General features: G+C 69.6%; 23 protein-coding genes and 1 tRNA gene. 11 read left to right on the top strand and 13 right to left on the bottom strand.

Translation table 11 applies throughout. The features are described from left to right. Window positions 1-20: 20 nt before the first annotated feature. Window positions 21-917: a hypothetical protein gene (locus tag ACFY04_RS00750; RefSeq protein WP_389113570.1), complete on the bottom strand. Its 897-nt coding sequence runs from the start codon at window positions 915-917 to the stop codon at window positions 21-23. 176 nt (window positions 918-1,093) lie between these two features. Between ACFY04_RS00750 and ACFY04_RS00745 the strand changes: the two genes are divergently transcribed. Further along, window positions 1,094-1,846: a serine protease gene (locus ACFY04_RS00745; RefSeq protein ID WP_389113902.1), complete on the top strand. Its 753-nt coding sequence runs from the start codon at window positions 1,094-1,096 to the stop codon at window positions 1,844-1,846. 110 nt (window positions 1,847-1,956) lie between these two features. Here ACFY04_RS00745 and ACFY04_RS00740 read toward each other — a convergent pair whose 3' ends face one another. Both ACFY04_RS00740 and ACFY04_RS00735 read right to left on the bottom strand, forming a co-directional pair. After that, window positions 1,957-2,295 (bottom strand): winged helix-turn-helix domain-containing protein, encoded by a 339-nt coding sequence (locus ACFY04_RS00740; protein WP_389113569.1) that lies wholly within the window; start codon window positions 2,293-2,295, stop codon window positions 1,957-1,959. Then, window positions 2,292-2,711 carry a hypothetical protein gene (locus tag ACFY04_RS00735; protein ID WP_389113567.1) on the bottom strand — a complete coding sequence of 140 codons (420 nt, stop codon included), beginning with the start codon at window positions 2,709-2,711 and terminating at the stop codon, window positions 2,292-2,294. The genes ACFY04_RS00740 and ACFY04_RS00735 overlap by 4 nt, the downstream gene beginning before the upstream one ends. Window positions 2,712-2,856: 145 nt before the next feature. Here ACFY04_RS00735 and ACFY04_RS00730 point away from each other — a divergent pair, with 145 nt between their 5' ends. The 5 genes from ACFY04_RS00730 (at window position 2,857) to ACFY04_RS00710 (ending at window position 10,348) form a co-directional block, all read left to right on the top strand. Further along, window positions 2,857-3,213, top strand: a complete 357-nt coding sequence (locus ACFY04_RS00730) for a chorismate mutase (RefSeq protein WP_030011627.1) — start codon at window positions 2,857-2,859, stop codon at window positions 3,211-3,213. A gap of 41 nt (window positions 3,214-3,254) precedes the next feature. After that, the gene (pepN, locus tag ACFY04_RS00725) at window positions 3,255-5,783 is read left to right on the top strand and encodes an aminopeptidase N (protein ID WP_389113564.1); all 2,529 of its coding nucleotides are present in this window, start codon (window positions 3,255-3,257) and stop codon (window positions 5,781-5,783) included. 230 nt (window positions 5,784-6,013) lie between these two features. Continuing rightward, window positions 6,014-7,414, top strand: a complete 1,401-nt coding sequence (locus ACFY04_RS00720) for a pyridoxal phosphate-dependent decarboxylase family protein (RefSeq protein WP_389113562.1) — start codon at window positions 6,014-6,016, stop codon at window positions 7,412-7,414. Next, entirely contained in the window at window positions 7,411-8,820 is a 1,410-nt protein-coding gene (locus tag ACFY04_RS00715) for a lysine N(6)-hydroxylase/L-ornithine N(5)-oxygenase family protein (RefSeq protein WP_389113560.1), read from the top strand. Before ACFY04_RS00720 ends, ACFY04_RS00715 begins: the two co-directional genes overlap by 4 nt. Window positions 8,821-8,878: 58 nt before the next feature. Then, window positions 8,879-10,348 (top strand): hypothetical protein, encoded by a 1,470-nt coding sequence (locus ACFY04_RS00710; protein ID WP_389113558.1) that lies wholly within the window; start codon window positions 8,879-8,881, stop codon window positions 10,346-10,348. 59 nt (window positions 10,349-10,407) lie between these two features. On the opposite strand, the gene ACFY04_RS00705 is transcribed toward ACFY04_RS00710, so the two are convergent. Further along, a complete protein-coding gene (locus ACFY04_RS00705; protein WP_389113556.1) occupies window positions 10,408-12,222 on the bottom strand; it encodes a bifunctional metallophosphatase/5'-nucleotidase in 1,815 nt (604 codons plus the stop codon). Window positions 12,223-12,349: 127 nt separating this feature from the next. On the opposite strand from ACFY04_RS00705, the gene ACFY04_RS00700 reads away from it, so the two are divergent. From ACFY04_RS00700 to ACFY04_RS00690, 3 genes are all read left to right on the top strand, one after another. Continuing rightward, window positions 12,350-13,051 (top strand): SIMPL domain-containing protein, encoded by a 702-nt coding sequence (locus ACFY04_RS00700; protein WP_389113554.1) that lies wholly within the window; start codon window positions 12,350-12,352, stop codon window positions 13,049-13,051. Window positions 13,052-13,196: 145 nt separating this feature from the next. Next, the gene (gene pyk / locus ACFY04_RS00695; RefSeq protein WP_389113552.1) at window positions 13,197-14,624 is read left to right on the top strand and encodes a pyruvate kinase; all 1,428 of its coding nucleotides are present in this window, start codon (window positions 13,197-13,199) and stop codon (window positions 14,622-14,624) included. Window positions 14,625-14,859: 235 nt separating this feature from the next. After that, window positions 14,860-15,318 (top strand): MarR family transcriptional regulator, encoded by a 459-nt coding sequence (locus ACFY04_RS00690; RefSeq protein WP_389113550.1) that lies wholly within the window; start codon window positions 14,860-14,862, stop codon window positions 15,316-15,318. On the opposite strand, the gene ACFY04_RS00685 is transcribed toward ACFY04_RS00690, so the two are convergent. Further along, a complete protein-coding gene (locus tag ACFY04_RS00685) occupies window positions 15,315-15,677 on the bottom strand; it encodes a hypothetical protein (protein ID WP_389113548.1) in 363 nt (120 codons plus the stop codon). The two genes, ACFY04_RS00690 and ACFY04_RS00685, sit on opposite strands and share 4 nt — an antisense overlap. Before the next feature lie 244 nt (window positions 15,678-15,921). Here ACFY04_RS00685 and ACFY04_RS00680 point away from each other — a divergent pair, with 244 nt between their 5' ends. Next, window positions 15,922-16,467 (top strand): hypothetical protein, encoded by a 546-nt coding sequence (locus ACFY04_RS00680; RefSeq protein ID WP_389113546.1) that lies wholly within the window; start codon window positions 15,922-15,924, stop codon window positions 16,465-16,467. Window positions 16,468-16,469: 2 nt separating this feature from the next. On the opposite strand, the gene ACFY04_RS00675 is transcribed toward ACFY04_RS00680, so the two are convergent. Next, a complete protein-coding gene (locus ACFY04_RS00675) occupies window positions 16,470-17,216 on the bottom strand; it encodes a transcriptional regulator (protein WP_389113544.1) in 747 nt (248 codons plus the stop codon). A 111-nt stretch (window positions 17,217-17,327) separates the two neighbouring features. Beyond that, window positions 17,328-17,402: transfer RNA gene (locus ACFY04_RS00670), tRNA-Leu, on the bottom strand. A 99-nt stretch (window positions 17,403-17,501) separates the two neighbouring features. On the opposite strand from ACFY04_RS00670, the gene ACFY04_RS00665 reads away from it, so the two are divergent. After that, a complete protein-coding gene (locus ACFY04_RS00665; protein ID WP_301371781.1) occupies window positions 17,502-18,155 on the top strand; it encodes an ANTAR domain-containing response regulator in 654 nt (217 codons plus the stop codon). A gap of 65 nt (window positions 18,156-18,220) precedes the next feature. On the opposite strand, the gene ACFY04_RS00660 is transcribed toward ACFY04_RS00665, so the two are convergent. The 6 genes from ACFY04_RS00660 to ACFY04_RS00635 all read right to left on the bottom strand — a co-directional run bounded on the left by ACFY04_RS00660 (window position 18,221) and on the right by ACFY04_RS00635 (window position 24,948). Then, entirely contained in the window at window positions 18,221-18,937 is a 717-nt protein-coding gene (locus ACFY04_RS00660) for an ABC transporter ATP-binding protein (RefSeq protein ID WP_389113542.1), read from the bottom strand. Next, entirely contained in the window at window positions 18,934-19,986 is a 1,053-nt protein-coding gene (locus tag ACFY04_RS00655) for an ABC transporter ATP-binding protein (protein WP_389113901.1), read from the bottom strand. Before ACFY04_RS00655 ends, ACFY04_RS00660 begins: the two co-directional genes overlap by 4 nt. A gap of 5 nt (window positions 19,987-19,991) precedes the next feature. Continuing rightward, window positions 19,992-21,716, bottom strand: coding sequence for a branched-chain amino acid ABC transporter permease (locus ACFY04_RS00650; RefSeq protein ID WP_389113540.1), 1,725 nt, complete (start codon window positions 21,714-21,716; stop codon window positions 19,992-19,994). A 5-nt stretch (window positions 21,717-21,721) separates the two neighbouring features. After that, the gene (locus tag ACFY04_RS00645) at window positions 21,722-22,654 is read right to left on the bottom strand and encodes a branched-chain amino acid ABC transporter permease (protein ID WP_030008505.1); all 933 of its coding nucleotides are present in this window, start codon (window positions 22,652-22,654) and stop codon (window positions 21,722-21,724) included. A gap of 108 nt (window positions 22,655-22,762) precedes the next feature. Then, a complete protein-coding gene (locus tag ACFY04_RS00640) occupies window positions 22,763-23,995 on the bottom strand; it encodes a branched-chain amino acid ABC transporter substrate-binding protein (protein WP_389113538.1) in 1,233 nt (410 codons plus the stop codon). A 542-nt stretch (window positions 23,996-24,537) separates the two neighbouring features. Beyond that, window positions 24,538-24,948 carry a hypothetical protein gene (locus ACFY04_RS00635; protein WP_389113536.1) on the bottom strand — a complete coding sequence of 137 codons (411 nt, stop codon included), beginning with the start codon at window positions 24,946-24,948 and terminating at the stop codon, window positions 24,538-24,540. Between the last annotated feature and the right edge of the window lie 169 nt (window positions 24,949-25,117).

Genomic DNA, 25,117 nt, shown 5'->3' with positions numbered 1-25,117 from the left:
GCTTCAGCCGGGAGAGCACTTCAAGTGGTGCAGTCGAGGACGGTGCGGCACAGCCCGCACCGGGCCCGCAGCCGCCCGCACACCGGCACCCGCAGCCGCTGCGCGCACACCGGACACGGGAAGCTCACCCGCAACCCGGCGCCGTCCCCCTGCTGTTCGAAGCGGTACGCCGAGCCGTCGGCGGGACCGGCCCCGGCGCGCCGCGCCTTCGCGTACCGCCGCCGCGCCAGCGGCCCGGCGGCCGTCAGCGGGGCCCGGCGGTGGTCGCGCCCGGCCAGCGCGCGCCCGCGCACGTAGGCCTCGTACGCCTGGGGGCTGGCGAACCAGGGGGCGGGGTCCTCGCCGAACAGGGCGGCGCGCTTGGCGAGGACGTAGCCGAACTCCTCCGGCGTGAGATAGCCGAACCTCTGGTGGGTCAGCGCGTCCTCGCGGTAGGCGTCCAGGAGCAGCCAGCCCGCCCCCAGGTACGCGGCGGCGGTGTCGGTGAGGATCTCGTTCTCCTCGGTGCCGGGGAAGCGCAGGTCCAGGCGGTGCAGCAGGACGTGGGCCACCTCGTGCGCGAGGGCGGCCGCCAGGTCGCGGCGGTGGGTGCGGAAGCGGTCGTTGACCTCGACGAAGTACTCGGGGCCCGCGGTCAGCTCCACGGTGGCGGCCTGCTCCATCGCCCGGAAGGAGACCACCATGCGCGCGTCGGGCAGCCGTAGCGCGCGCACCGTCGCGGCGGCCACCCGCTGCGCGCCCAGGTGGAGGTCGTCGGTGGCGCCGAAGGCGGCGTCGGCGGGGGCGAAGCTCGTGTCGTAGGCGCGGATCCCGTCGGCCGACAGCCGGCGGAAGAGCGCGGTGATCGAGGCGCGCACGGTCGCCAGATGCGGAAATCCGTGCTCGATGGGGCCGACCGGCCCCCTGTTCTCCGTCACCGAGCCCTCCTTACCGCAATCCCTGCCGTTGGGGCGGGGGTTGGCCGAAATTGCCTTCTTGATGTCCACCACACGCCTGTTGTGTCATGGACCCGTCATTCACCCGATGACGCGCACGCACGGCCCAACCCCCCACGAAAGGCAGTGTGTTGACTGTGACCACCCTTGTGCAGTTCATGAAGCGCACCCTCGCCGTCGGCGCGGTAGCCCTCGCCGCCGTCAGCCTCCAGCCCGGCACCGCCACCGCCGGCCCGGCACCCGTCGTCGGCGGCACCCGCGCCGCCCAGGGCGAGTTCCCCTTCATGGTGCGCCTCTCCATGGGCTGCGGCGGCGCCCTCTACACCCAGCAGATCGTCCTCACGGCCGCCCACTGTGTGAGCGGCTCCGGCAACAACACCTCCATCACCGCCACCGCCGGAGTCGTCGACCTCAACAGCTCCAGCGCCATCAAGGTCAAGTCCACCAAGGTCCTCCAGGCCCCCGGCTACAACGGCAAGGGCAAGGACTGGGCCCTCATCAAGCTCGCCAAGCCCATCAACCTGCCCACCCTCAAGATCGCGGACACCAAGGCCTACGACAGCGGCACCTTCACCGTCGCCGGCTGGGGCGCCACCCGCGAGGGCGGCGGCCAGCAGCGCTACCTGATGAAGGCCACCGTCCCCTTCGTCTCCGACGCCACCTGCAAGGCCGCGTACGGCAACGACCTCGTCCCCAGCGAGGAGATCTGTGCCGGCCTGCCCCAGGGCGGCGTCGACACCTGTCAGGGTGACTCCGGCGGCCCCATGTTCCGCCGCGACAACAACAACGCCTGGATCCAGGTCGGCATCGTCAGCTGGGGCGAAGGCTGCGCCCGGCCGAACTACCCCGGCGTCTACACCGAGGTCTCGACCTTCGCCGCCGCGATCAAGAGCGCCGCGGCAGGCATGTAGCTCCTCCCGCCCGTCCCGTTCGTCCCGCCCGCCCTTCCGGCCGGTCACGCACCGGCCGGAAGGGCGAGGGGGTGCCCTGCCGATCAGGCCGGGCTCACGGGCCCAGGCACCTAGCCCAGCGCGATGGCCCGCAGCGCGGCCAGATGCCGCTGATAGACCGCCCGGCCCTCGGCGGTCAGCGAGAGCCAGGTGCGCGGACGCCGCCCGACCCGGCCCTTGCGGACCTCCACCCAGCCCGCCTCCTCCAGCGCCGCTACCTGCTTGGACAGCACCGAGTCCGAGACCTCGACCAGGTCCCGTACGAAACCGAACTCGGCCTTGTCCAGCGGAGCCAGCGCCGCCACCACCGACAGCCGTACGGGCGCGTTGAGCAGCGGCGCGAGGTCGTGCCGCGGATGCCCGCCCCGCTTCGCGTCCGCCCCGGTGTCCACAGCCGGTTCTTCGGTCATACCGCACCCCTCGTCTCGGTCCAGGCGCCGACGGCCAGCGGCAGCGCACACGCCAGCGCGGCCACCGCCGCGAACGGCACGCCGTGGCCGAACGCCGCGGTGCCGAGCGTGATCGACAGGGCGAACACCACCGCCCAGGACCCCACCAGCACCCCGTGCTTCACACCGAACCCCCGTCGCACCACGCGCTGCCGCGCCGCGTACACGCTCAGCCCGGTCACCAGCAGCGCGTTGGTCACCGCGAACACCACCCCCGAGAGTGGCCCGTGCCACAGCACGGCGATCGGTACGAGCACCAGCTGCCCGGCCGCGAACGCCCACAGGTAGCGCGCGTACCAGCCACTGCGCTGCCGCGCCGCCTGCTCCAGACCCGCCGCCCGGCCCAACGCCCCGACCGCCTTCGCCGACTCCTGCATGGTTCCCCCTCGCTCGCACACGGATGACCGTCCCTAGCTGATTTCCACTATGGCGAGTACTTTCCATTCTGGCAAGTGTCGGGTGCCGTCTCACAGGCCGACTGCCAGAGGAACCGACGGCCGCCGCCACGTATTCTCGGGAACCATGAACATCAGCGACCTCGACAACGGCACCGGCACGGGCGCGGCCGACGACGCCGCAGGCATCGACGAGAGCGTCACCGCCGAACTCGCCCGCCTGCGCGACAGCATCGACAACATCGACGCCGCCGTCGTCCACATGCTCGCCGAACGCTTCAAGTGCACCCAGCAGGTCGGCCACCTCAAGGCCAGGCACCAGCTGCCCCCCGCCGACCCGGGCCGCGAAGCCAGCCAGATCGCCCGCCTGCGCCAGCTCGCCGAGAACGCCAAACTCGACCCCGCCTTCGCCGAGAAGCTCCTCAACTTCATCATCGCCGAGGTCATCCGCCACCACGAGACGATCGCTGCGGGCGAAGAGTAGAAGACCGGGGTCCGGCCGCCCACTGGGGCAGCATGGGCCCCATGTCCGCACTGACGCGCAACGAAGCGCAGCTCCGAGCCCAGCTCCTCGACGTCCAGCACTACGCCGTCACCCTCGACCTCACCGGCGACGACGAGACCTTCGACTCCACCACCGTCGTCCGGTTCACCGCCCGCACCGCCGCAGACACCTTCATCGAGCTGAAGCCCGTCGAGCTGCGCTCGGCCACCCTCGACGGCAACCCCCTCGACCCGGCCACCCTCGCCGACGACCGCCTCCCCCTCAACGGCCTCACCGAAGGCCCCCACGAGCTGCACCTCGACACCCGCATGCGCTACTCCCGCACCGGCGAGGGCCTGCACCGCTTCACCGACCCCGCCGACGGCCACACCTACGTCTACAGCCAGATGTTCCTGGACGACGTCCAGCGGGTCTTCCCGGCCTTCGACCAGCCCGACCTCAAGGCCGTCTTCGAATTCACCGTCACCGCCCCCGCCCACTGGACCGTCCTCGCCAACGGCATCACCACCCGCACCGCCGCCGCCCCCGACGGCAGCGGCGCAGCCATCTGGCAGTCCGCCCCCACCCCCCTCATCTCCACCTACCTCGCCGCCGTCGCCGCCGGCCCCTGGCACAGCATCCGCACCGAACACGCCGGACTGCCCTTCGGCATCCACTGCCGCCAGTCCCTCGCACCCCACATGGACGTCGACGCCGAGGAAATCCTCTCCATCACCAAGGCCTGCTTCGACCGGTACCAGGAGAAGTTCACCGAGCCCTACCCCTTCGACTCCTACGACCAGGCCTTCGTACCCGAGTTCAACGCCGGCGCCATGGAGAACCCCGGACTCGTCACCTTCCGCGACGAGTTCATCTTCCGCTCCGCCGTCACCGACACCGAACGCCAGTCCCGCGCCATGGTCATCGCCCACGAGATGGCCCACATGTGGTTCGGCGACCTCGTCACCCTCGCCTGGTTCGACGACATCTGGCTCAACGAATCCTTCGCCGAATACATGGGCTACCAGACCCTCACCGAAGCCACCCGCTTCACCGACACCTGGACCGACTTCGGCGTCACCCGCAAGCCCTGGGGCTACGACGCCGACCAGCGCCCCTCCACCCACCCCGTCGCCCCCGCCCCCGAAGACGTCCCCGACACCGCCTCCGCCCTCCTCAACTTCGACGGCATCTCCTACGCCAAGGGCGCCTCCGCCCTGCGCCAACTCGTCGCCTGGCTCGGCGAGAAGGACTTCCTGGCCGGCATCAACACCCACTTCGCCCGCCACAAGTTCGCCAACGCCTCCCTCGCCGACTTCATCGACTCCCTCGCCGCCCACACCGAACGCGACGTCCGCGCCTGGTCCGACATCTGGCTGCGCACCACCGGCATCGACACCCTCACCCCCCGCATCGAGGAGTCCGAGGGACGCCCCGACACCCCCGCCGGCTGGACCCTCACCGTCGACCGCGGCGGCAGCCGCCCCCACCACATCGCCGTCGGCGTCTACGACCGCGACCCCGTCGACGACCGCTTCCTCGAACTGCGCGAACTCCTCGACCTCGACATCCCCTCCGACGAGATCATCTCGGTGACCGGAGCCCGCCCCGCCCTCCTCGTCCTCAACGACGTCGACCTCACCTACGCCAAGGTCCGGCTCGACGAAACCTCCGTCGAAACGGTCCTGCGCGGCCTCTCCGGCATCCCCGACGCCCTCACCCGCGCCGTCGTCTGGAACGCCCTGCGCGACATGGTCCGCGACGGCGAACTCGACCCCCACGACTACCTGGCCACCGCCGCCGCGCACCTGCCCGAGGAGGACGACCTGGCCATCGTCCAGGGCGTCCTCGCCTTCGCCCGCACCCAGGTCGCCGTACGCTACCTCGCCCACGAAGAGCAGGCCGCCGCGCTCGCCACCCTCACCACCATCGCCCGCGACCTGCTCCGGCGTACCGAGGACGGCTCCGAGCCCGGCATGCGCCTGACCGCCGTACGCACCCTCGTCGACAGCGCCACCCAGCCCGACACCATCGCCGCCTGGCTCACCGACGACACCGTCCCCGGCGGCCCCGCACTCGACCCCGAACTGCGCTGGCGCATCCTCGGCCGCCTCGCCGTCCTCGGCGCCGTCGGGGAGACCGAGATCGACGCCGCCCTCGCCGCCGACACCAGCGCCACCGGCCAGGAAGGCGCCGCCCGCTGCCGCGCCGCCCTCCCCACCGCCGAGGCCAAGGCCGCCGCCTGGGACCGCCTCTTCCACGACGACAGCCTGTCCAACTACCTCTTCAGCGCCACCGCCCAGGGCTTCTGGCAGCCCGAACAGGCCGAACTGCTCACGCCGTACGTCACCCGCTACTACCCGGAGGCCGTCGCCCTCGGCGCCCGCCGCGGCCCGGCCATCGGCGAGGCCGCCGGCCGCTGGGCGTTCCCCGCGTACGCCATCGACGAGTCCCACCTCCAGGCCGGCCACACCTGCCTCACGAACCCGGACATCCTCCCCCTCCTGCGCCGCAAACTGGTCGACCAACTCGACGACCTCGCCCGCGCCCTCCGGGTCCGACAGGCGTAACCCCCTGCGGGGGGCTCGGCGAAACGGGGGCCGGGGCCGGGGCCGACACCCGGCCCCCGCCCCGGCACCCCACTCCGGCACCGCCCCCGGCAAGCCGCACCACCCCCCGGCCAAGCCGCCCGCAGGGCCCCGGTCGGCTCGGACAAACCCCGGCGGTTACCCCATTCGGGTCTGATCGTTGTACAGGCCGGGTGCCTCCCACCGCACCCGGCCAGCCCCGGAGGACCCCGATGACCGCGCCGCCCGGCACACGCACACCGCCCCCACTCGCCGGCGGCCCCCACGGCCCCACCGCCCTGCGCCCCCTCCTCGACACCGTCCTCGACGCACTGCGCACCGGCGCCGAGGACCGCGGCGGCCCCCTTCCCGCCGGCGGCCCCGACGCCGTCACCGCCCGCGTCCGCACCGCCCTCGGCGACGCCGGCGTACTCCCCGCCCACGGCACCGGCGCCCACGAAGCCCTCCGCACCCTCGTACACACCCTCGCCGCCGGCGCCGCCGACCCCGCCGACCCCCTCTGCGCAGCCCACCTGCACTGCCCCCCGCTCGCCGTCGCAGCCGCCGCAGACCTCGCCGCCAGCGCCCTGAACCCCTCCCTCGACTCCTGGGACCAGGCCCCCGCCGCCTCCGCCGTCGAAGCCCTCCTCACCCGCACCCTCGCCGCCGAGTTCTACGACACCCCCCACGCCGACGCCCTCGTCACCACCGGCGGCACCGAAGCCAACCAACTCGCCATCCTCCTCGCCCGCGAACGCCACGGCCCCGCCCTCACCGTCCTCCACGGAGCCAACGCCCACCACTCCGTCCCCCGCGCCGCCTGGCTCCTCGGCCTGCCCCCGGCCACCGAACTCCCCACCCCCGCCGGCACCCTCGACCCCGCCCGCCTCGCCGAAGCCCTCGCCACCACCCCCGGCCCCACCCTCGTCACCGCCACCGCAGGCACCACCGACGCCGGCCTCATCGACCCCCTCCACCGCATCGCCGACCTCTGCGACCGCTACGGCGCCGACCTCCACATCGACGCCGCCTACGGCGGCCTCCTCGCCCTCAGCCCCCGCCACCGCGACAAACTCGCCGGACTCGGCCGCGCCCACTCCCTCACCATCGACCTGCACAAACTCGGCTGGCAGCCCGTCGCCGCAGGCCTCCTCGCCGTCCCCGACACCACCCTCCTGGCCCCCCTCGCCCACCAGGCCGACTACCTCAACGCCACCGACGACACCGAAGCCGGCCTGCCCGACCTCCTCGGCCGCTCCCTGCGCACCACCCGCCGCCCCGACGCCCTCAAGATCGCCACCACCCTCCGCGCCCTCGGCCGCGACGGCCTCGCCGCACTCATCGACCGCACCATCGACACCGCACACCACCTCGCCCGGCTCCTCGACGCCCACCCCGGCTTCGAACTCCACGCACCCCCCACCCTCACCACCGTCCTCTTCCGGCCCACCCACGCCGACGACGACCACCTCGCCACCCTGCGCCGCACCCTCCTGCACCAAGGCCGCGCCGTCCTCGGCCGCACCCACGCCGACGGCCGCCTGTGGCTCAAAGCCACCCTGCTCAACCCGCACACCACAGCGGGGGACCTGGACCAGCTCATCTCCCTCCTGGAAGGCAGCACCCACCGATGACCGCCCAGCTCGACGCCCCCCACGACCTCGTCGGAATCGGGATCGGCCCCTTCAACCTGTCCCTCGCAGCCCTCGCCCACGGCCTGCCCCGACAAGGAGCCGGCGAACTCGCCACCGCCTTCTACGACCAGCGCCGCGACTTCCGCTGGCACCCCGGACTCCTCATCGAAGGAGCCACCCTCCAGGTCCCCTTCCTCGCCGACCTCGTCACCCTCGCCGACCCGGCCAGCCCCTGGAGCTTCCTCAGCTACCTCAAGCACGAGGAACGGCTCTTCCCCTTCTACTTCGCCGAGCAGTTCCACATCCACCGCGCCGAATACGACGCCTACTGCCGCTGGGTCGCCGACCGCGTCCCCGGACTCCACTTCGGCCACCAGGTCGACGCCGTCCGCTGGAACCCCGAACGCGACCTCTTCGAAGTCGACTTCACCCAACTCGACGCCACCGGCGAAGCCGAAGCCCTCGGCCGCACCTACACCCGCAACCTCGCCCTCGGCATCGGCACCGCCCCGTACGTCCCCGAACCCCTGCGCCCCCTCGCCGACGCCCCCACCGTCCCCGTCATCCACTCCGCCGACTACCTCGACAACCGCCCACGCATCCTCGGCGCCGAACACGTCACCGTCATCGGATCGGGCCAGTCCGGCGCCGAAGTCTTCCTCGACCTCCTCCGCGCCCGCCCCGCCGGCCGCGAACGCCTCACCTGGCTCGCCCGCACCCCCTCCTTCGCCCCCATGGAGTACTCCAAGCTCGGCCTCGAACACTTCACCCCCGACTACACCCGCTACTTCCACTCCCTCCCCGAACCCGTACGCGACCAGCTCGTCCCCGCCCAATGGCAACTCCACAAGGGCATCGACGCCGACACCATCGCCGCCATCCACGCCGAGCTCTACCGCCGCACCCTCCACGGAGGCTGGCCCGACACCGTCCTCACCCCCGGAGTCAGCGTCCGCACCGCCGGCCGCGTCGCCACCACCAAGGTCGAACTCCACCTCGAACACATCGAGCAGGGCACCCGCTCCCGCCTCACCACCGACGCCGTCATCCTCGCCACCGGCTACCAGGAGCGACCGCTCGGCAACCTCCTCGCAGGCCTCGACCCGTACCTGCGCAAGGACTCCTCAGGCCGCCCCCGCATCGACGACCGCTACCGGATGATCCTCGACCCCACCGTCACCGGCAGCATCTTCGTCCAGAACGGCGAACGCCACACCCACGGCGTCGGCGCCCCCGACCTCGGCCTCGCCGCCTGGCGCAGCGCCGCCATCCTCAACACCCTCACCGGCAAAGAGCCCTACCCCCAGCCGGCCCGCACCGCCTTCACCACCTTCGGCCTCGACCAGCGCGAACACACCCGCCCCCGCCCCGCCGGCGAACTCCTCCCGCTCGTCGAGCACCTGTAGGAGGCACCCTTACGGGGCACCCGAAACCCGCCCCCACCACCGGCATTAGGGTCGCCGCATGCAGCGAACCAGTGCCGACGGGGTCACCGTCCTGTGGACGTCCGCGCCCACCCCCGGCCCCCTCACCGCCCAGCTCTCCTTCGGGACCGGGGTCCGCGACGAAACCGCCCCCACCATGGGCGTCACCCGCGTCATCGAAGCCCTCGTGATGTCCACGACCGGCAGCCGCCTCCACGAGTTCACCAGCGCGGTCGACACCGAGACGACGTCCTTCCACGCCAAGGGCACCCCCCAGGACATCACCGACTTCCTGCACACCGTCTGCGCGGTCCTCTCCGGCCTCCCGCTGCACCGCACCGAACACACCGCCCGCCTCCTCGGCATCCACGGCGCCCGCATACCGGAGCACCAGGCGGCAGAACCCCTCAGCGCCCGCTACGGCCCCCACGCCACCGGCCTGCTCATGCACCACCACCCCGCCATGTACGACCACATCACCCCCGACACCGTCGCCGCCCACGCCGCCACCCACTTCACCCGCGGCAACGCCGTCCTCGCCCTCGACGGCCCCCCACCCCCCGGACTCACCCTCCCCCTGCCCGACGGACCCCGACCCCGGCGCACCGCACCCCCCGCACGCACCCCCGCCTCCTGGCAGCACCGCCCCGTCGCCACCGCCTCCCTCCTCCTCACCTCCGGCACCGGCGACCCCACCGCCGACGCCGCCCACCTCATCCTGCGCCGCCGCGTCGAACACACCGCCCGCGACCTCAGAGGCGTCAGCGACAACGTCACCGCCCACCGCTTCCTCCGCGACCGCCTCACCTTCGACCGCGTCCTCCTCCTCGACCTCCGCGACGGCAGCGCCGAGACAGCGGCCGAGATCCTCTGGCACGAAACCCTCCGCCTCACCCGCGAAGGACCCGCACAGGACGAACTCGACACGTTCACCACACACACCCGCGCCGCCCTCGACTTCACCCACGGCCACTGGCACTCACTCGAACGGGCCGTCACCGCCGAGCACTTCGGCATCCCCTACCTCGACGACCGCACCCTCCTGGAGCGCTACGCCGCCATCACCCCCCAGGACGTCCGCACCCACCTCGAACGCGCCCTCACCGACGCCGTGCTCGTCGTACCCCACCAGGTCTTCCCCCAGCTCAGAACCCTCCAGCGCACCCCCCTGCCCAACTCCGACTGCTGGCGCCTGGGCGGCGAACACCCCCCGACCCCCGGCACCCACTTCCGCATGCACCGCTTCCGCCGCGCCACGACCCCCCGCCACGAGCACGGCAGCTACGTCCTCACCCCCTGGGGCCTGGTCACCCGCGACGCCAACGGCGACGAACACGACATCCGCTTCGACCAGGTCGCCCTCCTCACCCACGACGGCCCCGGCCGCACCGTCCTCACCGGCTGCGGCTGCGACATGCACGTCCACCCCCACCAGGTCGCCCGCGGCGAACGACTCGTCGCCGCCCTCGACGCCGCCGTCCCCGCCCACCTCGCCCGCACCACCCCCTGAACGCACACGGGGGCCGGGACCCGCCGCCGCGGACCCCGGCCCCCAAGGGCTACCAGTGCCTAGAACACCGGCACGCCCGCCCGCGTCAGACGCCAGTCCACCGAAGCGAACTGCGCCGGATCGACCGTCCCCTTCGCCTTCACCCACTGGATGATCGTGTTACGGATCTCGTCCGAGTTCGCCCACACCTGCTTCGCCTGCGGAACGTGCGGGAAGTTACCGCCACCCGAAGCCCGGTAGTTGTTCACCGCCAGCACGAACTGCCCCGCCGGATCCACCGGCTTCCCCTGGAACGACAACCCCGTGATCCGCGAACCCACCGGCTGCGCGATATCGATGTCGTACACCAGCCCGTACACCGCGTCGTAGTTGTAGTCCGGAACGCTCTCGGCGTTCGTCAGCTTCGCCGGATCCACCGGAGCACCCGGCGCCGTCTGCACGTAGTACCGCGCCGAGTACTCCAGATAGTCCTTCACCTGCGCGCCCGTCAGCAGCCGCGCCTCCATCGTGTTCTCGAACGGATACAGACCCGCCGCATCCCTGATCGTCACCTGACCCGCCGGGATCGCCGCCGTCCGCGAGAAGCACGACGCCTGCGACAGCACCGGCAGCGCCGCCCACTCCGAACCGGCCAGCGCCCCCTTCACCGTCTCCGCCTGCACATGGTTGATCAGATCGATGATCGCGACATCCTTGACCGGCCCCTCCGCCGACGACATCGCCTGCGTCGACGTACCGATCACCTGGTTCACATACGCCACGACCTTGCGGTGCTCGTCCGACAGCAACCCCGTGATCTTCGGGTCCTCCGCCACCGTGTTCGAGTTCAGCACCTTCGCCGCGACCTTCGCCACCGACCAGCGGCCCTTCGCCCACGTCAGCTCGAAGTCGAACAGCGTCAGCCGCTGCCCCCACTTCAGCGGCTCCGACAGCACCACGTCCTTGCCGGTCGCCTTGTTCTTCACCCGGTACTCGGGAATCTCCGTGTGCGCGTGCCCCACCAGGATCGCGTCGATCCCCGGCACCTGCTCCGCCATCAGCGCCGCCGCGTTCTCCACGTGCGGCAACTGGTCCCCGTACGACGACGTACCGCTCGAACCCGAATGCGCCGACACGATCACCACATCGGCACCCATCGACCGCAGCTTCGGCACGTACTTCGCCGCCTGCTCCTCCAGCCCCGGGAACGTCATCTTCCCCTGCACGTTCGCCTTGTCCCACAACGCGATACCCGGGTTCGTCAGCCCCAGCACCGCCACCTTCACATCACGCCCGTGCGGAGTCCGCAGACAGTGCATGCTGTACGGCGCGAACGCCGGCCGCAGGGTCTTCGCATCCAGCGCGTTCGCCCCCAGCAGCGGGAAATCACACTGCTCCTCGAACTTCCGCAGCACCGGTATCCCGTAATTGAACTCGTGGTTCCCCAGCGCCGCCGCGTCATAACCGATCGCGTTCATCGCCTGCGCCATCGGGTGCACCGGACCCCGCCGCGCGGTGATCGGATCCACCTTCGCGTAGTAGTACGACAGCTGCGTGCCCTGGATCGTGTCACCCGCGTCGATCAGCAGCGTGTTACGCCGCCCCTTCTCCGCCCGCACCTGCTCCACCAACGTGGAAATCTTCGCCAGACCGACGTCGTTGTGCGCCTTGTCGTCGAACTCCTTGTCCGTGAAGTAGTCCCAGTTGAAGACATTCCCGTGCAAGTCGGTCGTACCCATCACCGTGAACGAGTACGTCCGCGCCCGGGACCCGGACCCCGCCACCTCCTGCGCAGCCGCAGCCGCAGCGGCCGGGGTACTCGTGGCCCCCGCCAACGCCACAGCCGCACCCGTCGCCGCCGTACTACCCAGGAAAGTCCTACGGTCGAACGCCATACCATCTCCCTTTTGAGGCCTGAACAACGCGCGTAGATTCTGACCCAGCAGTAACAAGCCGCAACACCCCCGCCAGGTTTCGATCCGGTGACCACACCCGAACGAGCGACAGTGCGACAGTGAAACCATGACCCAGGACGCATCGCACCAGCCCTACGGAACCCCCGAAGTACCCCGCGTAGCAGTCCGCGGCGAAGCCCGCATCGAAGTCGACCCCGAGATCGCCCGCATCGGAATCACCGTCAGCGCCCGCGGCACCGACCGCCGCACCGCACTCGAAGACCTCACCCGCCGCAACAACACCGCCCTCGACCTCATCAAGAGCTACGGCGACCCCGTCGAAAAACTCGAAACCGGGGCCTTCTCCATCACCCCCGAACTCACCCGCCACGGCCGCGCCGAACGCATCCGCGCCTACCACGGCCGCGTCCACATCACCGCCGAACTCAGCGACTTCACCACCCTCGGCGAACTCACCACCCGCCTCGCCGACCTCGAACTCACCCAGGTCGACGGCCCCTGGTGGGCCCTGCGCCCCACCTCGCCCGCCCACGGCCAAGCCCGCCGCCAAGCCGTACTCGAAGCCGTCCAGCGCGCCCGCGAATACGCCGAAGCCCTCGGCGCGAACCTCGCCGCCCTCGTCGAACTCGCCGACCTCGGCGCCGAGAACGCCGCCCCCTTCGCCGCCGCCCCCGGCGCCGGCATGCGCACCATGGCCTTCAGCACCGCCGAGGACGCCGGCCCCCCGCCCCTCGACCTCGAACCCCAGCGCCAGACCGTCTACGCACAGGTGAACGCCCGCTTCACCATGACCCCGCCACAACTCTGAAGAACCCACAAAAGACGCCCCGGGGGTGCTCATCAGAGCACCCCCATGCACATTCAACACTTGTCAACAACCTTTTGCCCAACGGTTGTTGATTGGACACCCGGAAGCGATTACCTACCCGCAGGTAGGGGAATACGCTCGCCTCATGCGCCGAGCGAAAATCGTATGTACCCTGGGCCCCGCAACCGACTCATACGACCAGATCAAAGCACTGGTCGAAGCCGGAATGGACATCGCCCGCCTCAACCTCAGCCACGGCACCACAGCCGAACACGAGGAGCGCTACCAGCGCGTACGCAAGGCCTCCGACGAGACCGGCCACAGCGTCGGCATCCTCGCCGACCTTCAAGGCCCGAAGATCCGCCTCGGCCGCTTCCGCGAAGGACCCGTACTCCTTGAACGCGGCGACGAATTCACCATCACCGTCGAAGACCACGAAGGCGACCGCCACACCTGCGGCACCACCTACAAAGGCCTCGCCGCCGACGTCACCACCGGCGAACTCATCCTCGTCGACGACGGCCGCGTCACCCTCGAAGTCACCGCCGTCGACGGCCCCCGCGTCCACACCCGCGTCATCGAAGGCGGCATGGTCTCCGACCACAAAGGCCTCAACCTCCCCGGCGTAGCCGTCTCCGTCCCCGCCCTCTCCGAAAAAGACATCGAAGACCTCCGCTGGGCCCTGCGCACCGGCGCCGACGTCATCGCCCTCTCCTTCGTCCGCAGCGGCCACGACATCGAAGACGTCCACCGCATCATGGACGAAGAAGGCCGACGCCTCCCCGTCATCGCCAAGATCGAAAAGCCCCAAGCCGTCGAAAACATCGACGACATCGTCGCCGCCTTCGACGGCATCATGGTCGCCCGCGGCGACCTCGGCGTCGAAATGCCCCTCGAACAAGTCCCCATCGTCCAAAAGCGCGCCATCAAACTCGCCAAGCGCAACGCCAAACCCGTCATCGTCGCCACCCAAATGCTCGACTCGATGATCGACAACTCCCGCCCCACCCGCGCCGAAGCCAGCGACGTCGCCAACGCCATCATCGACGGCACCGACGCCGTCATGCTCTCCGGCGAAACCAGCGTCGGCAAATACCCCATCGAAACCGTCCGCACCATGTCCCGCATCGTCGAAGCCGCCGAAGAAGACATCCTCGCCAAGGGCCTCCCCCCACTCACCGACCGCAACAAACCCCGCACCCAAGGCGGAGCCGTCGCCCGCGCAGCCGCCGAAATGGGCGACTTCCTCGACGCCAAATTCCTCGTCGCCTTCACCCAGAGCGGCGACACCGTCCGCCGACTCTCCCGCTACCGCTCACCCATCCCCCTCCTCGCCTTCACCCCCGACCCCGCCACCCGCTCCCAGCTCAACCTCACCTGGGGCGTCGAAACCTTCCTCGGCCCCCACGTCGACTCCACCGACGCCATGGTCGCCCAGGTCGAAGAAGAACTCCTGCGCATCGGCCGCTGCGTACCCGGCGACACCGTCGTCATCACCGCCGGCTCACCCCCCGGCGTCACCGGCTCCACCAACCTCGTCCGCATCCACCACATCGGCGACGCGGTCCGCTGACGCACGAGACGCACACAACGCACCGCGTCGGGCGACGCGCCCGACGCGGCCCCCGCCACCCGCACGACCAGCCGAACCGCCGATCCACCACCACCGCGAACCCCTCGAACGCCAGCACCACATCCCCGTTCGCATCAGCCCCGTCGAACAACCCCCGGGCCCTCTCACCCATCACGGATTCCCTCGTCGGCCAATCCCTTGACCTCAACCCGACCTGAGGTCATACGTTCCCGACATGACGACGAACCGGTACTCCCAGCAGCAGCTCGCCGCCCAGCCCATCGGCTACTGGGCCCGCGAAACCGCAAACCTCGTCATCGGCGGCCTCCGCACCGCCCTCGCCGAAGAACACCTCACCCAGCCCCACTGGTGGACCCTCAACCACATAGCCGGCGCCCCCGGCACATGGACCCGCAAGGCCCTCACCGAGAAGCTGACCCCCTTCGACGACCAGAACACCGACTTCGACACCGTCTACGCCGACCTCACCACCCGCGGCTGGCTCACCGAGACCGACGACCGCCTCACCCTCACCGAAGCCGGCGAAGCAGGCCGCCTCCGCGCCCACGCCCGCAACGCGAAGGTCCACACCCGCATGAGGGAAGGCATCGACGACACCGCCTACGCGGCCACCATCGACACCCTCCGCCGCATGGTCGCCAACCTCGGCGGCAACGGCGACCTCCCGTCCTAGAGGCTGCCCCGCCGATCACCCTCCTGGGAGGGAACGAGCATGATCTCGCCCAACTCCCGACACCTGCGCCGCCACCACGGCCATGCCTTCGGGGCCCTGGGATCGGGCAAGGTGCGAGCCAGGAAAACGCTGTCGGCATCCCTGACGATCGACGTGACCTCCCTGGCCGCTCGCCGGCCCAGAGCGCCGATCGCCCGCTCGATCAGCAACCGGTCGTCCCACAGATCAAAGCCCGGCAGATGAGGCCCAGGCAGATACAGCGGCCGACCCGGACAACGCACGAAGCCCCGCCGGCGACGGACGGCCCCCTCAAGCTCTCCGACCGGCAGCGCACGCTCAGCCTCGAAGCGCGCCACCATGCGACGCGCGTGCGGTGAGAGCAGAGACGGCCGACGCCGACCGTCCCCAAGATGCGAACGCCAGACGGCATCCAAACGCAGAGCAGCCGCCGTCCTGCGGGGCATGGCTCTTCTTTCCCAAGCGACGATTCCTCGCCGCGCACTCCACGGCGCGCACGGGACCTCGAATCTCGGAAGACCCGGATACCTCCCGTAACCCATACTGGGCCCCCACCACCGACAGACACCGGGGAAGACCGACAAGATGACCGCGCCAGCTCACCGACGCGACGCCGCACCCGGCCACACGTGCGAAGGCCGCCCGGACACCTGCCGACTGCCCGACCCGTGGATGTGCCATGTGTTCTACGTCGACGGAAGCCTCCGCGACATCACCGTCACGGACACCGACGACACGCACTGGAACCAGGTCCTGCACCACCTCGGCACCGCCGCCGACGAACTCACCTGGTACAGCGGCCACAGCGGCGCCGAGGGGGAGGACACCGACGGGAACGACGCCGGGGACCGGCTCGACGCCCTGGAGGACGGCTACACGGCAACCCTCGGCGTCCGATGCGGCCGCACCTGGTTCTCGGCCCATCTGCCCGTCGACGGGATCGAATTCTCCCTCTGGCCCGACGGCATCGAGGACGGGGCCCACGTCGCCGACGTGCTGCGCTTCCTGACCGAACTGGGCACGGCGTGCGGCCGCCCCGCCGTCCTCACCGCCGAGACCGTTACCGGCCACCACGAGCTGCCGCCCCTGATCACCTACGACCCGGCCACCGGAACCACCACCCACCTCTGAACCTAGTACTTCGGCCCGATGTGGGCGTCCATGAGGGCGACGCAGTCCTTCCGCGCGACGGACACGTTGAACGGATCGCTGCCCCGCGCCAGCACCGTCCACCGGACCCCGACCTTGGTCAGCGTGTCGGTGCAGAGCTTCCGGATGTCGTCGGACTTGTTGGTGAAGAAGTACCGCGGGTACTCGTAGCGCTTCCCGTTGCGGACGGTCCAGTTGGTGATCCGACACCCGTCGGAATGGATCAGCCCCCGCAGGAACTCCCACGGGTGAGCGTCGACGATCTCCTGCTGCCACCCTTCGAGGACGATCCGCCGCTCGTGTTTCTTGCCGGGCCCGTGCTGAGGGAACAGGCATGTCCAGTGCCGCCCGTAGCTGGTGACGTTGACACAGCCTTGGCGCTGCAGGACATAGACCTTGTCGGACGGGCGGATCGCCAGGATCGCTGCACGGCACAGCTCGATGAGGCCCGGCCATGCGTCCGCGCAGGCGACGCGGAGATACTCGCCGCCCCGGGGGTGGGGGCTGATACAGCCGTCGCCGAGGTAGAGGCCGAGGAGATAGGCGTAGGCGGCCTGGTCGGTCGGTGCCGTGCAGGGAGCTGCCTGGTTCAGGCGGGGCAGCGGTTCGACCCGCACCGTCCAGGCGCGGATCGCGGACCGGGATATCCCGGTTTCCTTGCTGACGGAGTTCATGCTGCGCCCGTCGGCGAGCAGGCGAAGCGCGTGCTTGCGGGTGGCGATGCCGTACATGTGGCCGATATTGCTGCGCGTAAATTCGCTCAGGTGGCGCATTTCGGTGCGCTTCGCTGAAACGAGTGAAGGTCACGCAATTGTAGCGTGACCTTGGAAAAGAAGGAAAAGTGCCCCGGGTCGGACTCGAACCGACACTGAATGGGTTTTGAATCCATCGCCTGCTGCCAATTGGGCTACCGGGGCCCAGTGAATCGAAGGTTTCCCCCGACCCGCTGCGTGTCCACCATACCGTAGCTAGGTAGGCTCAGGGCAGCTTGTTATGCCCCGCAACGAGGAGCCTTCGTGACCGCCGAGCACGAGTCGACGCCCACGCCCGACGCCGACCAGTCGCACGTTCCGCCGCTGACGACCCGGGTCGTCATCGCCGAGGACGAGGCGCTCATCCGTCTCGATCTCAAAGAGATGCTCGAAGAAGAGGGCTACTCCGTCGTCGGCGAGGCCGGCGACGGCCAGACGGCCGTCGAGCTCGCCCGTGAGCACCGTCCCGACCTGGTGATCCTCGACGTGAAGATGCCGGTCCTGGACGGGATCTCCGCGGCCGAGAAGATCGCGGAGGAGTCCATCGCGCCCGTCCTGATGCTCACCGCGTTCTCGCAGCGCGACCTCGTCGAGCGGGCCCGGGACGCCGGTGCGATGGCGTACCTCGTGAAGCCGTTCAGCAAGAGCGACGTGGTGCCGGCCATCGAGATGGCCGTCTCCCGCTTCGCGGAGCTGCGGGCGCTGGAGCAGGAGGTCGCCGACCTCTCGCAGCGGCTGGAGACGCGCAAGCTGGTGGACCGGGCGAAGAGCATCCTGCAGACGCAGTACGGGCTGACGGAGCCGGCCGCCTTCCGGTGGATCCAGAAGTCGTCCATGGACCGCCGGATGTCCATGCAGCAGGTCGCCGAGGTGGTCATCGAGGACGCCGAGGCGAAGAAGAAGGAGAGCGGCGCGTAGCAGCCGCCCCCGGACATGCGTGAGGCCCGCCTCCCCCCGAGGGGAGGCGGGCCTCACACGTTGTGTCAGTCCTCGCCGAGGTAGGCCTTGCGGACGTCCTCGTTGTGGAGGAGGTCGCGGCCGGTGCCGGAGAGAACGATCTTGCCGATCTCCATCACGTGCGCGCTGTCGGAGAGCGAGAGCGCCGCCTGGGCGTTCTGCTCGACGAGCAGGATGGTCATGCCGGTGGCCTTGAGCTCCTTGATGGTCGCCATGATCTTCTGCATCATCAGCGGCGACAGGCCCATGGAGGGCTCGTCCAGCATCAGGAGCTTGGGGCGGGACATGAGCGCGCGGCCCATGGCGAGCATCTGCTGCTCACCGCCCGAGAGGGTGCCGGCGGCCTGCTTGCGACGCTCGCCCAGGATGGGGAACATGTCGTAGGCGCGCTGGACGTCCTTCTCGATGCCCTCCTTGTCGGTGCGCAGGAAGGCGCCGAGCTGGAGGTTTTCGGCGATCGTCAGCCGGGGGAAGATGTGGCGTCCCTCGGGGGAGTGGGCGAGGCCCAGGGAGACGATCTTGTGTGCGGGGACGGCGGCGAGGGGCTGGCCGTCGAAGGTGATGCTGCCGCTCTTGGGCTTGATGAGCCCGGAGAGGGTGCGCAGGGTGGTCGTCTTGCCGGCGCCGTTGGTGCCGACGAGGCAGACGATTTCGCCTTCGTTGACTTCGAAGGAGATTCCCTTGACGGCTTCGATCTTGCCGTAGGCGACCTTGAGGTCTTCGACCTTGAGCAGTGCGGTCACTTGGCCTCTCCTTCCGTGCTGGTGGTGCTGTCCGAGTCGGCGTCGGCCGGGGCGTCGGTGTCGCCGTCGGCGTCGGCCTCCGCTTCGGGTTCGGCGTCGGTCTCGGTGGCCTCGGCCGCAGCCTCGACCTCCGTCTCGGCCTCGGCCGGTGCTGCGACGTCGGCTTCGGCCTCGGGCTCGGCTTCGGCCGGTGCTGCGGCTTCGGCGGCGGCTTCCGCCGCCTCGACCGCGGCGTCCCCGGCGGCGCCCGGGTCGCCCTCGAAGGGCTCGCCGAGGTAGGCGGCGATGACGCGCTCGTCGCCCTGGACCTCGGACGCGGTGCCTTCGATGAGCTTTTCGCCCTGGACGAGGCAGGCGACGCGGTCGCAGAGGTTGAAGATGAAGCGCATGTCGTGCTCGATGACGAGGACGGCGATGCCCATGTCGCGGATGGCGAAGATGAGTTCTTCGGCAGCGCGGGTTTCCTGCGGGTTCATGCCGGCGGTGGGCTCGTCCAGAAGGATGAGGCCGGGGTCGCTGGCGAGGGCGCGGGCGATTTCCAGCTTGCGCTGTTCGCCGTAGGGGAGGTTCTTGGCCAGGTGCTGGGCCTTGTTCTCCAGGCCGATGAACTCGAGGAGTTCCATGGCGCGCGCTTCGCTGGCGGCTTCGGCCTTCTTGAAGCCGGGGCCGCGCAGCAGGGCGGACCAGAGGCCTTCCTTGGTGCGGGTGTGGCGTCCGACGAGGACGTTCTCCAGCACGGTCATGTTGTGGAAGAGCCGGATGTTCTGGAAGGTGCGGGCGATGCCTGCTTCGGTGACCTTGTGGGGCTTGGGAGGCAGGACGGTGCCCTTGTAGCTGACGGATCCCTCGGTGGGGACGTACAGCCCGGTGAGGCAGTTGAAGAAGGTCGTCTTGCCGGCGCCGTTGGGGCCGATGAGTCCGACGATCTCGCCCGAGTTGACCTGGAGGTCGACGTTCTTGACGGCGGTGAGGCCGCCGAAGCGCATCGTGACGCCCTTGGCTTCGAGAACCGTGGTCTTGGTGGTGGTGGTGTCCGTGGTGGTCGTCATGGTGTTCACGCCCCCGCCTTGGCGGTGGCCAGGTCCGTGGGGGCCTGGTCAGCGGTGTCGTCGTGGAACTCGAGCTGCGCGCGCTTGTTGGCGATGAGGCCTTCGGGGCGGAAGCGCATGAGCAGGATGAGGGCGATGCCGAAGGCGAGGAGCTGGTAGTCCTGGAGGAAGGCCAGCTTCGCCGGGATCAGGAAGAGCAGTGCGGCGCCGAGGATGGGGCCGCGGATGGTGCCCATGCCGCCGAGGATGACGGCGGCGAGGAGGAACGCGGAGTTCGGCGGGACGGGCCCGGCGAAGACGTAGTTCTCGGGGACGACCGTGCTGTTGACGTGTGCCTGGACGGTGCCGGCGAGGCCGGCGAGGGTGGCGCCGAGGGCGAAGGCGATGAGCTTGACCTTGAAGCCGTTGATGCCCATGGCTTCGGCGGCGGTCTCGTCTTCGCGGATGGCGACCCAGGCGCGGCCGATGCGGCTGCTTCCGGCGCGGGCGAAGACCACGACGACCAGGGCCATGACGAGCAGCATCAGGAAGTAGTAGTTGGCGTAGGCGCCGAGGGTGATGCCGCCGACCACGTGGGATTCCCCGAAGTTCCACCCGAAGAGTTCGAGGTGGGGGATGTTGGGGATGCCGTTGGGGCCGTTGGTGATGTCCGGGCCGGAGGTGCCGTCGAGGTTGCCCATGGCGATGCGGAAGATTTCTCCGAAGCCGAGGGTGACGATGGCGAGGTAGTCGCCGCGCAGGCGCAGGGTCGGGGCTCCGATGACCACGCCGAAGATGAGCGAGGCGAGGGCGCCGACGATGACCGCTGCCCAGAAGGGCAGGTGGATGCCGAAGGCGGATGCGGTGCTTCCGGAGACCAGGGCTGCGGCGTAGGCGCCGACGCCGAGGAAGGCGACGTAGCCGAGGTCGAGGAGGCCGGCGAGGCCGACGACGACGTTGAGGCCGAGGGCGACGGTCGCGAAGATCAGGATGTTGACCGCGATGAGCGTGTAGGTGTCGCCGCTCTGCTGGATGAACGGGAAGGCGATGGCGGCGGCCGCGGTGCCGATCAGGGTGACCTGGCGGTACTTGGCGGTGAGGCCGCCGAGGCGGGCGAAGAGGCCGGACTTGTTCAGCGCGAAGGCCGCGAGGCCGACGGTGATCAGGTAGGCGACGAAGAGCTGCGGTTCCTTGTCATCGGTGTCGATGCCGAAGGTGATGACGAAGAGGCCGATGGCGAAGACGCCGGTGATGATGAGGATCTCGGCCCAGGACGGCAGCTGCTTGGCGGGGGCCGCCTTGCGGGTGTCGTCGGCCAGCTTGTTCACGGCGAGGACGGGGATGAACGAGCCGACGAGGGCGACGTAGGCGCCGGGTTCCAGGTTGACGACTCCGCCGAGGACGACGGTGATGGAGATGACCGTGAACCAGGTGGCGGCGAGGTTGCCGAGGGTGAGGAAGAAGAGGGCCTTGCGGGTGCCGTTGGGGGCGAGCCAGCGGAAGCCCTTGACGCCGAGCGCGGAGAGCGCGAAGGCGAGGGTGAGGGCTGCGCCGGCGAGGGTGACGTACTGGAGGTCGGCGGGGCTGCCGTAGTAGGTCAGGTCGCCGGGGAATTCGGCGGTCCAGGTCCACGCGAGGAAGGCGCTGACGATGGCGAGGAGGCTGCCGGCGATGACCGCGTAGAGGAGGGTGGTGGGCGCGGGGCCCTGCTTCACCGTTTCGGCGGTCTGCGGGGTGGTGTTGGTGGTCATGGTTCTCACGCCCGATCCGCGACGCGCTCACCGAGCAGGCCTTGTGGCCGCACGAGGAGGACGACGATGAGGAGTACGAAGGCCCAGACGTTGGACCAGGCGCCACCGCCGAGCTGCGACATGCCGGGGATGTCTTCGATGTAGGCGATCGAGAGGGCTTCGGCGAGTCCGAGGACGACGCCGCCGACCATGGCTCCGTAGATGTTGCCGATGCCGCCGAGGACGGCTGCGGTGAAGGCCTTGAGGCCGAGGATGAAGCCCATCTCGAAGTTGATCTGGCCCTTGTCGAGGCCGTAGGCGACGGCGGCGACGGCGGCGAACGCGGCACCGATGGCGAAGGCCATGACGATGATGCGGTCGGTGTTGATGCCCATCAGCTTCGCGGTGTCGGGGTCCTGCGCGGTGGCCTGCATGGCGCGGCCGCTGCGGCTCTTCTGGACGAAGACGCCGAGGGCGAGCATGCAGAGCGGGGCGAGGATGAGGACGAAGAGGTCCGCGCGCTGGATCGCCAGGCTGTCGGTGATCTTGAAGGCGGCGCCCTTGAACTCAGGGAAGCTGACGGCCTTCTTGGCGTCCGGGTAGAACTGCCAGACGAGCTGCTGGAGCGCGATCGAGAGGCCGATTGCGGTGATGAGGGGTGCGAGCCGGGGGGCGCTGCGCAGTGGGCGGTAGGCGAAGCGTTCGGCTGCGCAGGCCACGGCGACGGAGGTGGCGGCACCTCCGACGATCATGACGGGTATCGCGATCAGCAGGGAGGTGCCGGTCGGGAGGATGGCGTAGGCGCTGAGCGCGCCGAAGCCGCCGATCATGAAGATCTCGCCGTGGGCGAAGTTGATGAGCTGGACGATGCCGTAGACCATGGTGTACCCGATGGCGATGAGGCCATAGAGAGCACCGAGGGCCAGGCCGTTGGCCAGCTGTTGCGGCAGTTCGTGCACCGCAGGGCCTCCGATGAGCGTGTCGGATAAGACTCCGCGCGAGGGCGCTGTTTGCGCCCTCGCGCGGCGTTGGTTCAGGTGATGCGGGTGGTGCTGGGGACTACGGGCTTACTGGTTGAAGGTGTCGCTCTTGACGTCGACCCACTTGCCGCCCTCGACCTTGTAGACCGTGAGCTGCTTGTTGGTGGTGTCGCCGTACTCGTCGAAGGCGACCTTGCCGGTCACGCCTTCGAAGGAGACCTTGCCGAGCGCCTCGACGACCTTGGCGCGGGCGTCGGTGGGCAGCTTGCCGCTGTTGGCGGCGGCGACGGCCTTGACGGCCTGGATGACGGCCCAGCCGGCGTCGTAGGAGTAGCCACCGTAGGCGGCGTACGGGTCCTTGTAACCCTCGGTCTTGTAGTCCTCGATGAACTTCTTGGCGGTGTCCAGCTTCTCGACCGGGTAGCCGATGGAGGTGGCGAGGTCGCCCTCGTTGGCCTCACCGGAGGCGCTGATGAAGGCCGGGTCCTGGATGCCGTCGCCGCCCATGAGGGGGACGTTGGCGCCGGTCTTCTTGATCTGGTCGGCGAGGAGGCCGCCCTCGGGGTACTGGCCGCCGAAGTAGACGGAGTCGGCGCCGGAGGTCTTGACCTTGTCGGCGGTGGAGGAGAAGTCGGTCTCCTTCACGGTGACGTGGTCGGTGCCGACGACCTCGCCGCCGAGCTTCTTGAACTCGTCGGCGAAGATCGCGGCGAGGCCGGCGCCGTAGGTCTGCTTGTCGTCGACGATGAAGACCTTCTTCTTGCCGGCGTCCTTGAAGAGGTACTGGGCGGCGAACTTGCCCTGGACCACGTCGGTGGCGGCGGTGCGGAAGTAGGTCTTGAAGCCGCGCTTGAACTCGCCCTTGCCCCAGTTGTCGCCCTGGCTGAGCGAGGGGTTGGTGTTGGCGGGGGAGACCTGCGCCAGGTTGGCGGAGCCGAAGACGCCCTGCATCTGCTGGGCTACGCCGGAGTTCAGCGGGCCGACGACGCCGAGGACGTCCTTGTTGCCGACGAGCTTGGTGGCGTTGGCCTGACCGGAGGCGGGGACGGCCTGGTCGTCGAGGGCCTCGACCTTGAACTCGATGCCCGGGACCTCGTTGTTCTTGTTGGCCGTCTTGGCCGCGAGGTCGACGGAGTTCTTGATGCCCTGGCCGAGCGCGGAGAGCGATCCGGTGAGCGGGGCGTCCACACCGATGACGACGACGGTCTTCTTGCCGCCGCCGTTGTCCTTGGAGTCTCCGTCGCGCGATCCGCAAGCGGTGAGGGTCAGTGCTCCCGTGGTGATCACGGTGGTGAGGACGAGCAAAGAACGGTGTCGCACGATTCTTCCTTTCCCTGGCGCGGCTCTCTCGTGGAGAGGTGCCGTTAGGTCGCCGGGCCGCACTGGGAGGTCCACGGCCGTGCTGATTGCGCCCTGCGGCGCGGTGACTGGCCGTGACTCTAGGCCCGAGGTGGCGAGCACGGGGAGCAGGGAAAGGAGGATGTGACGCTCTTGTTATGCCAAGGCCAAGAATGTGCAGCGGGAGTGTGGACAAATCGGACGTTTTCTCACCTTGGGGGGTGTCCGCATCCTGAGAATTACCAGTTCTCCTAAGGGGCTTGAGGCCCTCATGCACCTGTCTTAGATCATTTTCGGCCGAATGTGGCTGCGCGTGTCCAAAGGAATCCTCCGAGTGGGCTTTCTTAAGGGAAAAGGCGGATTCCGGCCCTCATGTACATTACGCAGAGTGATGGTCAAGAGGGCAGTTTCGCATCCGATTGGATCTTGCTCGGGTGGCGGTACGGCCCCCCACCTGCGGTTCCGTCCCACGGTGGTATCTGCCCGGAAGGCGGACACCGTGCTCGGGAATGCGGTGACCTCGGTCACGTCGGCGGGCGCCAGTTCTCCGAACTGCGCGTCGCGCCGCCCTCGGCGGCGCAGCGCTGCGCCACGAACCGGTCGATCAGCTCAAGTGCCTTGTCCTGCCCGGCAGTTCGCTCCTCGGCGCGCCCCGCGGCCACCGCGTCCTCGTGGATCGCGTACTGGTCGTTGGACAGGCCCTTCTGTTCCCAGTCGAGACCGGACCATTTGGTGCCCATGAGGGTCTCCTTCGCCCAGTAGGACACGAGGCTCGTGCACACCTGTACGGGCGAGGGGGGAGTGGAGGCGGAGGCGTCGGAAGGGCTCGCGGAGCCCGCCGCGGGGGGTGGCGCGGAGGATGAGCATCCGGTCAGGGCGAGCGCCGCGAGGAGGGTGTGGGCGGCGTACCGGGCCGTGCGTGGCATGGTCCCCATGGGGGGACGGTAGGCGGTGACCAGTGGTGACACAACACATGTCACGGTGAAGCGTGCGGACTGGCGGATTCCGGGCGGTTGGCGGGTGCGGTGCCGTCCGGGAACGCACGCAGGCCCGGATCCGCCGCCGTGCGGGCGGGGTCCGGGCCTGTCGGGTGGTGCCGTGGTG

The sequence above is a fragment of the Streptomyces sp. NPDC001549 genome (genome assembly GCF_042894025.1).
In the GTDB taxonomy this organism is placed as follows: domain Bacteria; phylum Actinomycetota; class Actinomycetes; order Streptomycetales; family Streptomycetaceae; genus Streptomyces; species Streptomyces kutzneri.
This window is presented reverse-complemented; position numbering and strand designations above follow the sequence as displayed.

What these genes read in the sequence shown, in the direction of transcription:
- ACFY04_RS00745 (WP_389113902.1), top strand. Translation starts at nt 1,094, where the DNA reads ATGAAGCGCACCCTCGCCGTCGGCGCGGTAGCCCTCGCCGCCGTCAGC.
- ACFY04_RS00740 (WP_389113569.1), bottom strand. Translation starts at nt 2,295, where the DNA reads ATGACCGAAGAACCGGCTGTGGACACCGGGGCGGACGCGAAGCGGGGC.
- ACFY04_RS00735 (WP_389113567.1), bottom strand. Translation starts at nt 2,711, where the DNA reads ATGCAGGAGTCGGCGAAGGCGGTCGGGGCGTTGGGCCGGGCGGCGGGT.
- ACFY04_RS00730 (WP_030011627.1), top strand. Translation starts at nt 2,857, where the DNA reads ATGAACATCAGCGACCTCGACAACGGCACCGGCACGGGCGCGGCCGAC.
- pepN (WP_389113564.1), top strand. Translation starts at nt 3,255, where the DNA reads ATGTCCGCACTGACGCGCAACGAAGCGCAGCTCCGAGCCCAGCTCCTC.
- ACFY04_RS00720 (WP_389113562.1), top strand. Translation starts at nt 6,014, where the DNA reads ATGACCGCGCCGCCCGGCACACGCACACCGCCCCCACTCGCCGGCGGC.
- ACFY04_RS00715 (WP_389113560.1), top strand. Translation starts at nt 7,411, where the DNA reads ATGACCGCCCAGCTCGACGCCCCCCACGACCTCGTCGGAATCGGGATC.
- ACFY04_RS00710 (WP_389113558.1), top strand. Translation starts at nt 8,879, where the DNA reads ATGCAGCGAACCAGTGCCGACGGGGTCACCGTCCTGTGGACGTCCGCG.
- ACFY04_RS00705 (WP_389113556.1), bottom strand. Translation starts at nt 12,222, where the DNA reads ATGGCGTTCGACCGTAGGACTTTCCTGGGTAGTACGGCGGCGACGGGT.
- ACFY04_RS00700 (WP_389113554.1), top strand. Translation starts at nt 12,350, where the DNA reads ATGACCCAGGACGCATCGCACCAGCCCTACGGAACCCCCGAAGTACCC.
- pyk (WP_389113552.1), top strand. Translation starts at nt 13,197, where the DNA reads ATGCGCCGAGCGAAAATCGTATGTACCCTGGGCCCCGCAACCGACTCA.
- ACFY04_RS00690 (WP_389113550.1), top strand. Translation starts at nt 14,860, where the DNA reads ATGACGACGAACCGGTACTCCCAGCAGCAGCTCGCCGCCCAGCCCATC.
- ACFY04_RS00685 (WP_389113548.1), bottom strand. Translation starts at nt 15,677, where the DNA reads ATGGTGGCGCGCTTCGAGGCTGAGCGTGCGCTGCCGGTCGGAGAGCTT.
- ACFY04_RS00680 (WP_389113546.1), top strand. Translation starts at nt 15,922, where the DNA reads ATGACCGCGCCAGCTCACCGACGCGACGCCGCACCCGGCCACACGTGC.
- ACFY04_RS00675 (WP_389113544.1), bottom strand. Translation starts at nt 17,216, where the DNA reads ATGTACGGCATCGCCACCCGCAAGCACGCGCTTCGCCTGCTCGCCGAC.
- ACFY04_RS00655 (WP_389113901.1), bottom strand. Translation starts at nt 19,986, where the DNA reads ATGACGACCACCACGGACACCACCACCACCAAGACCACGGTTCTCGAA.
- ACFY04_RS00650 (WP_389113540.1), bottom strand. Translation starts at nt 21,716, where the DNA reads ATGACCACCAACACCACCCCGCAGACCGCCGAAACGGTGAAGCAGGGC.
- ACFY04_RS00635 (WP_389113536.1), bottom strand. Translation starts at nt 24,948, where the DNA reads ATGGGGACCATGCCACGCACGGCCCGGTACGCCGCCCACACCCTCCTC.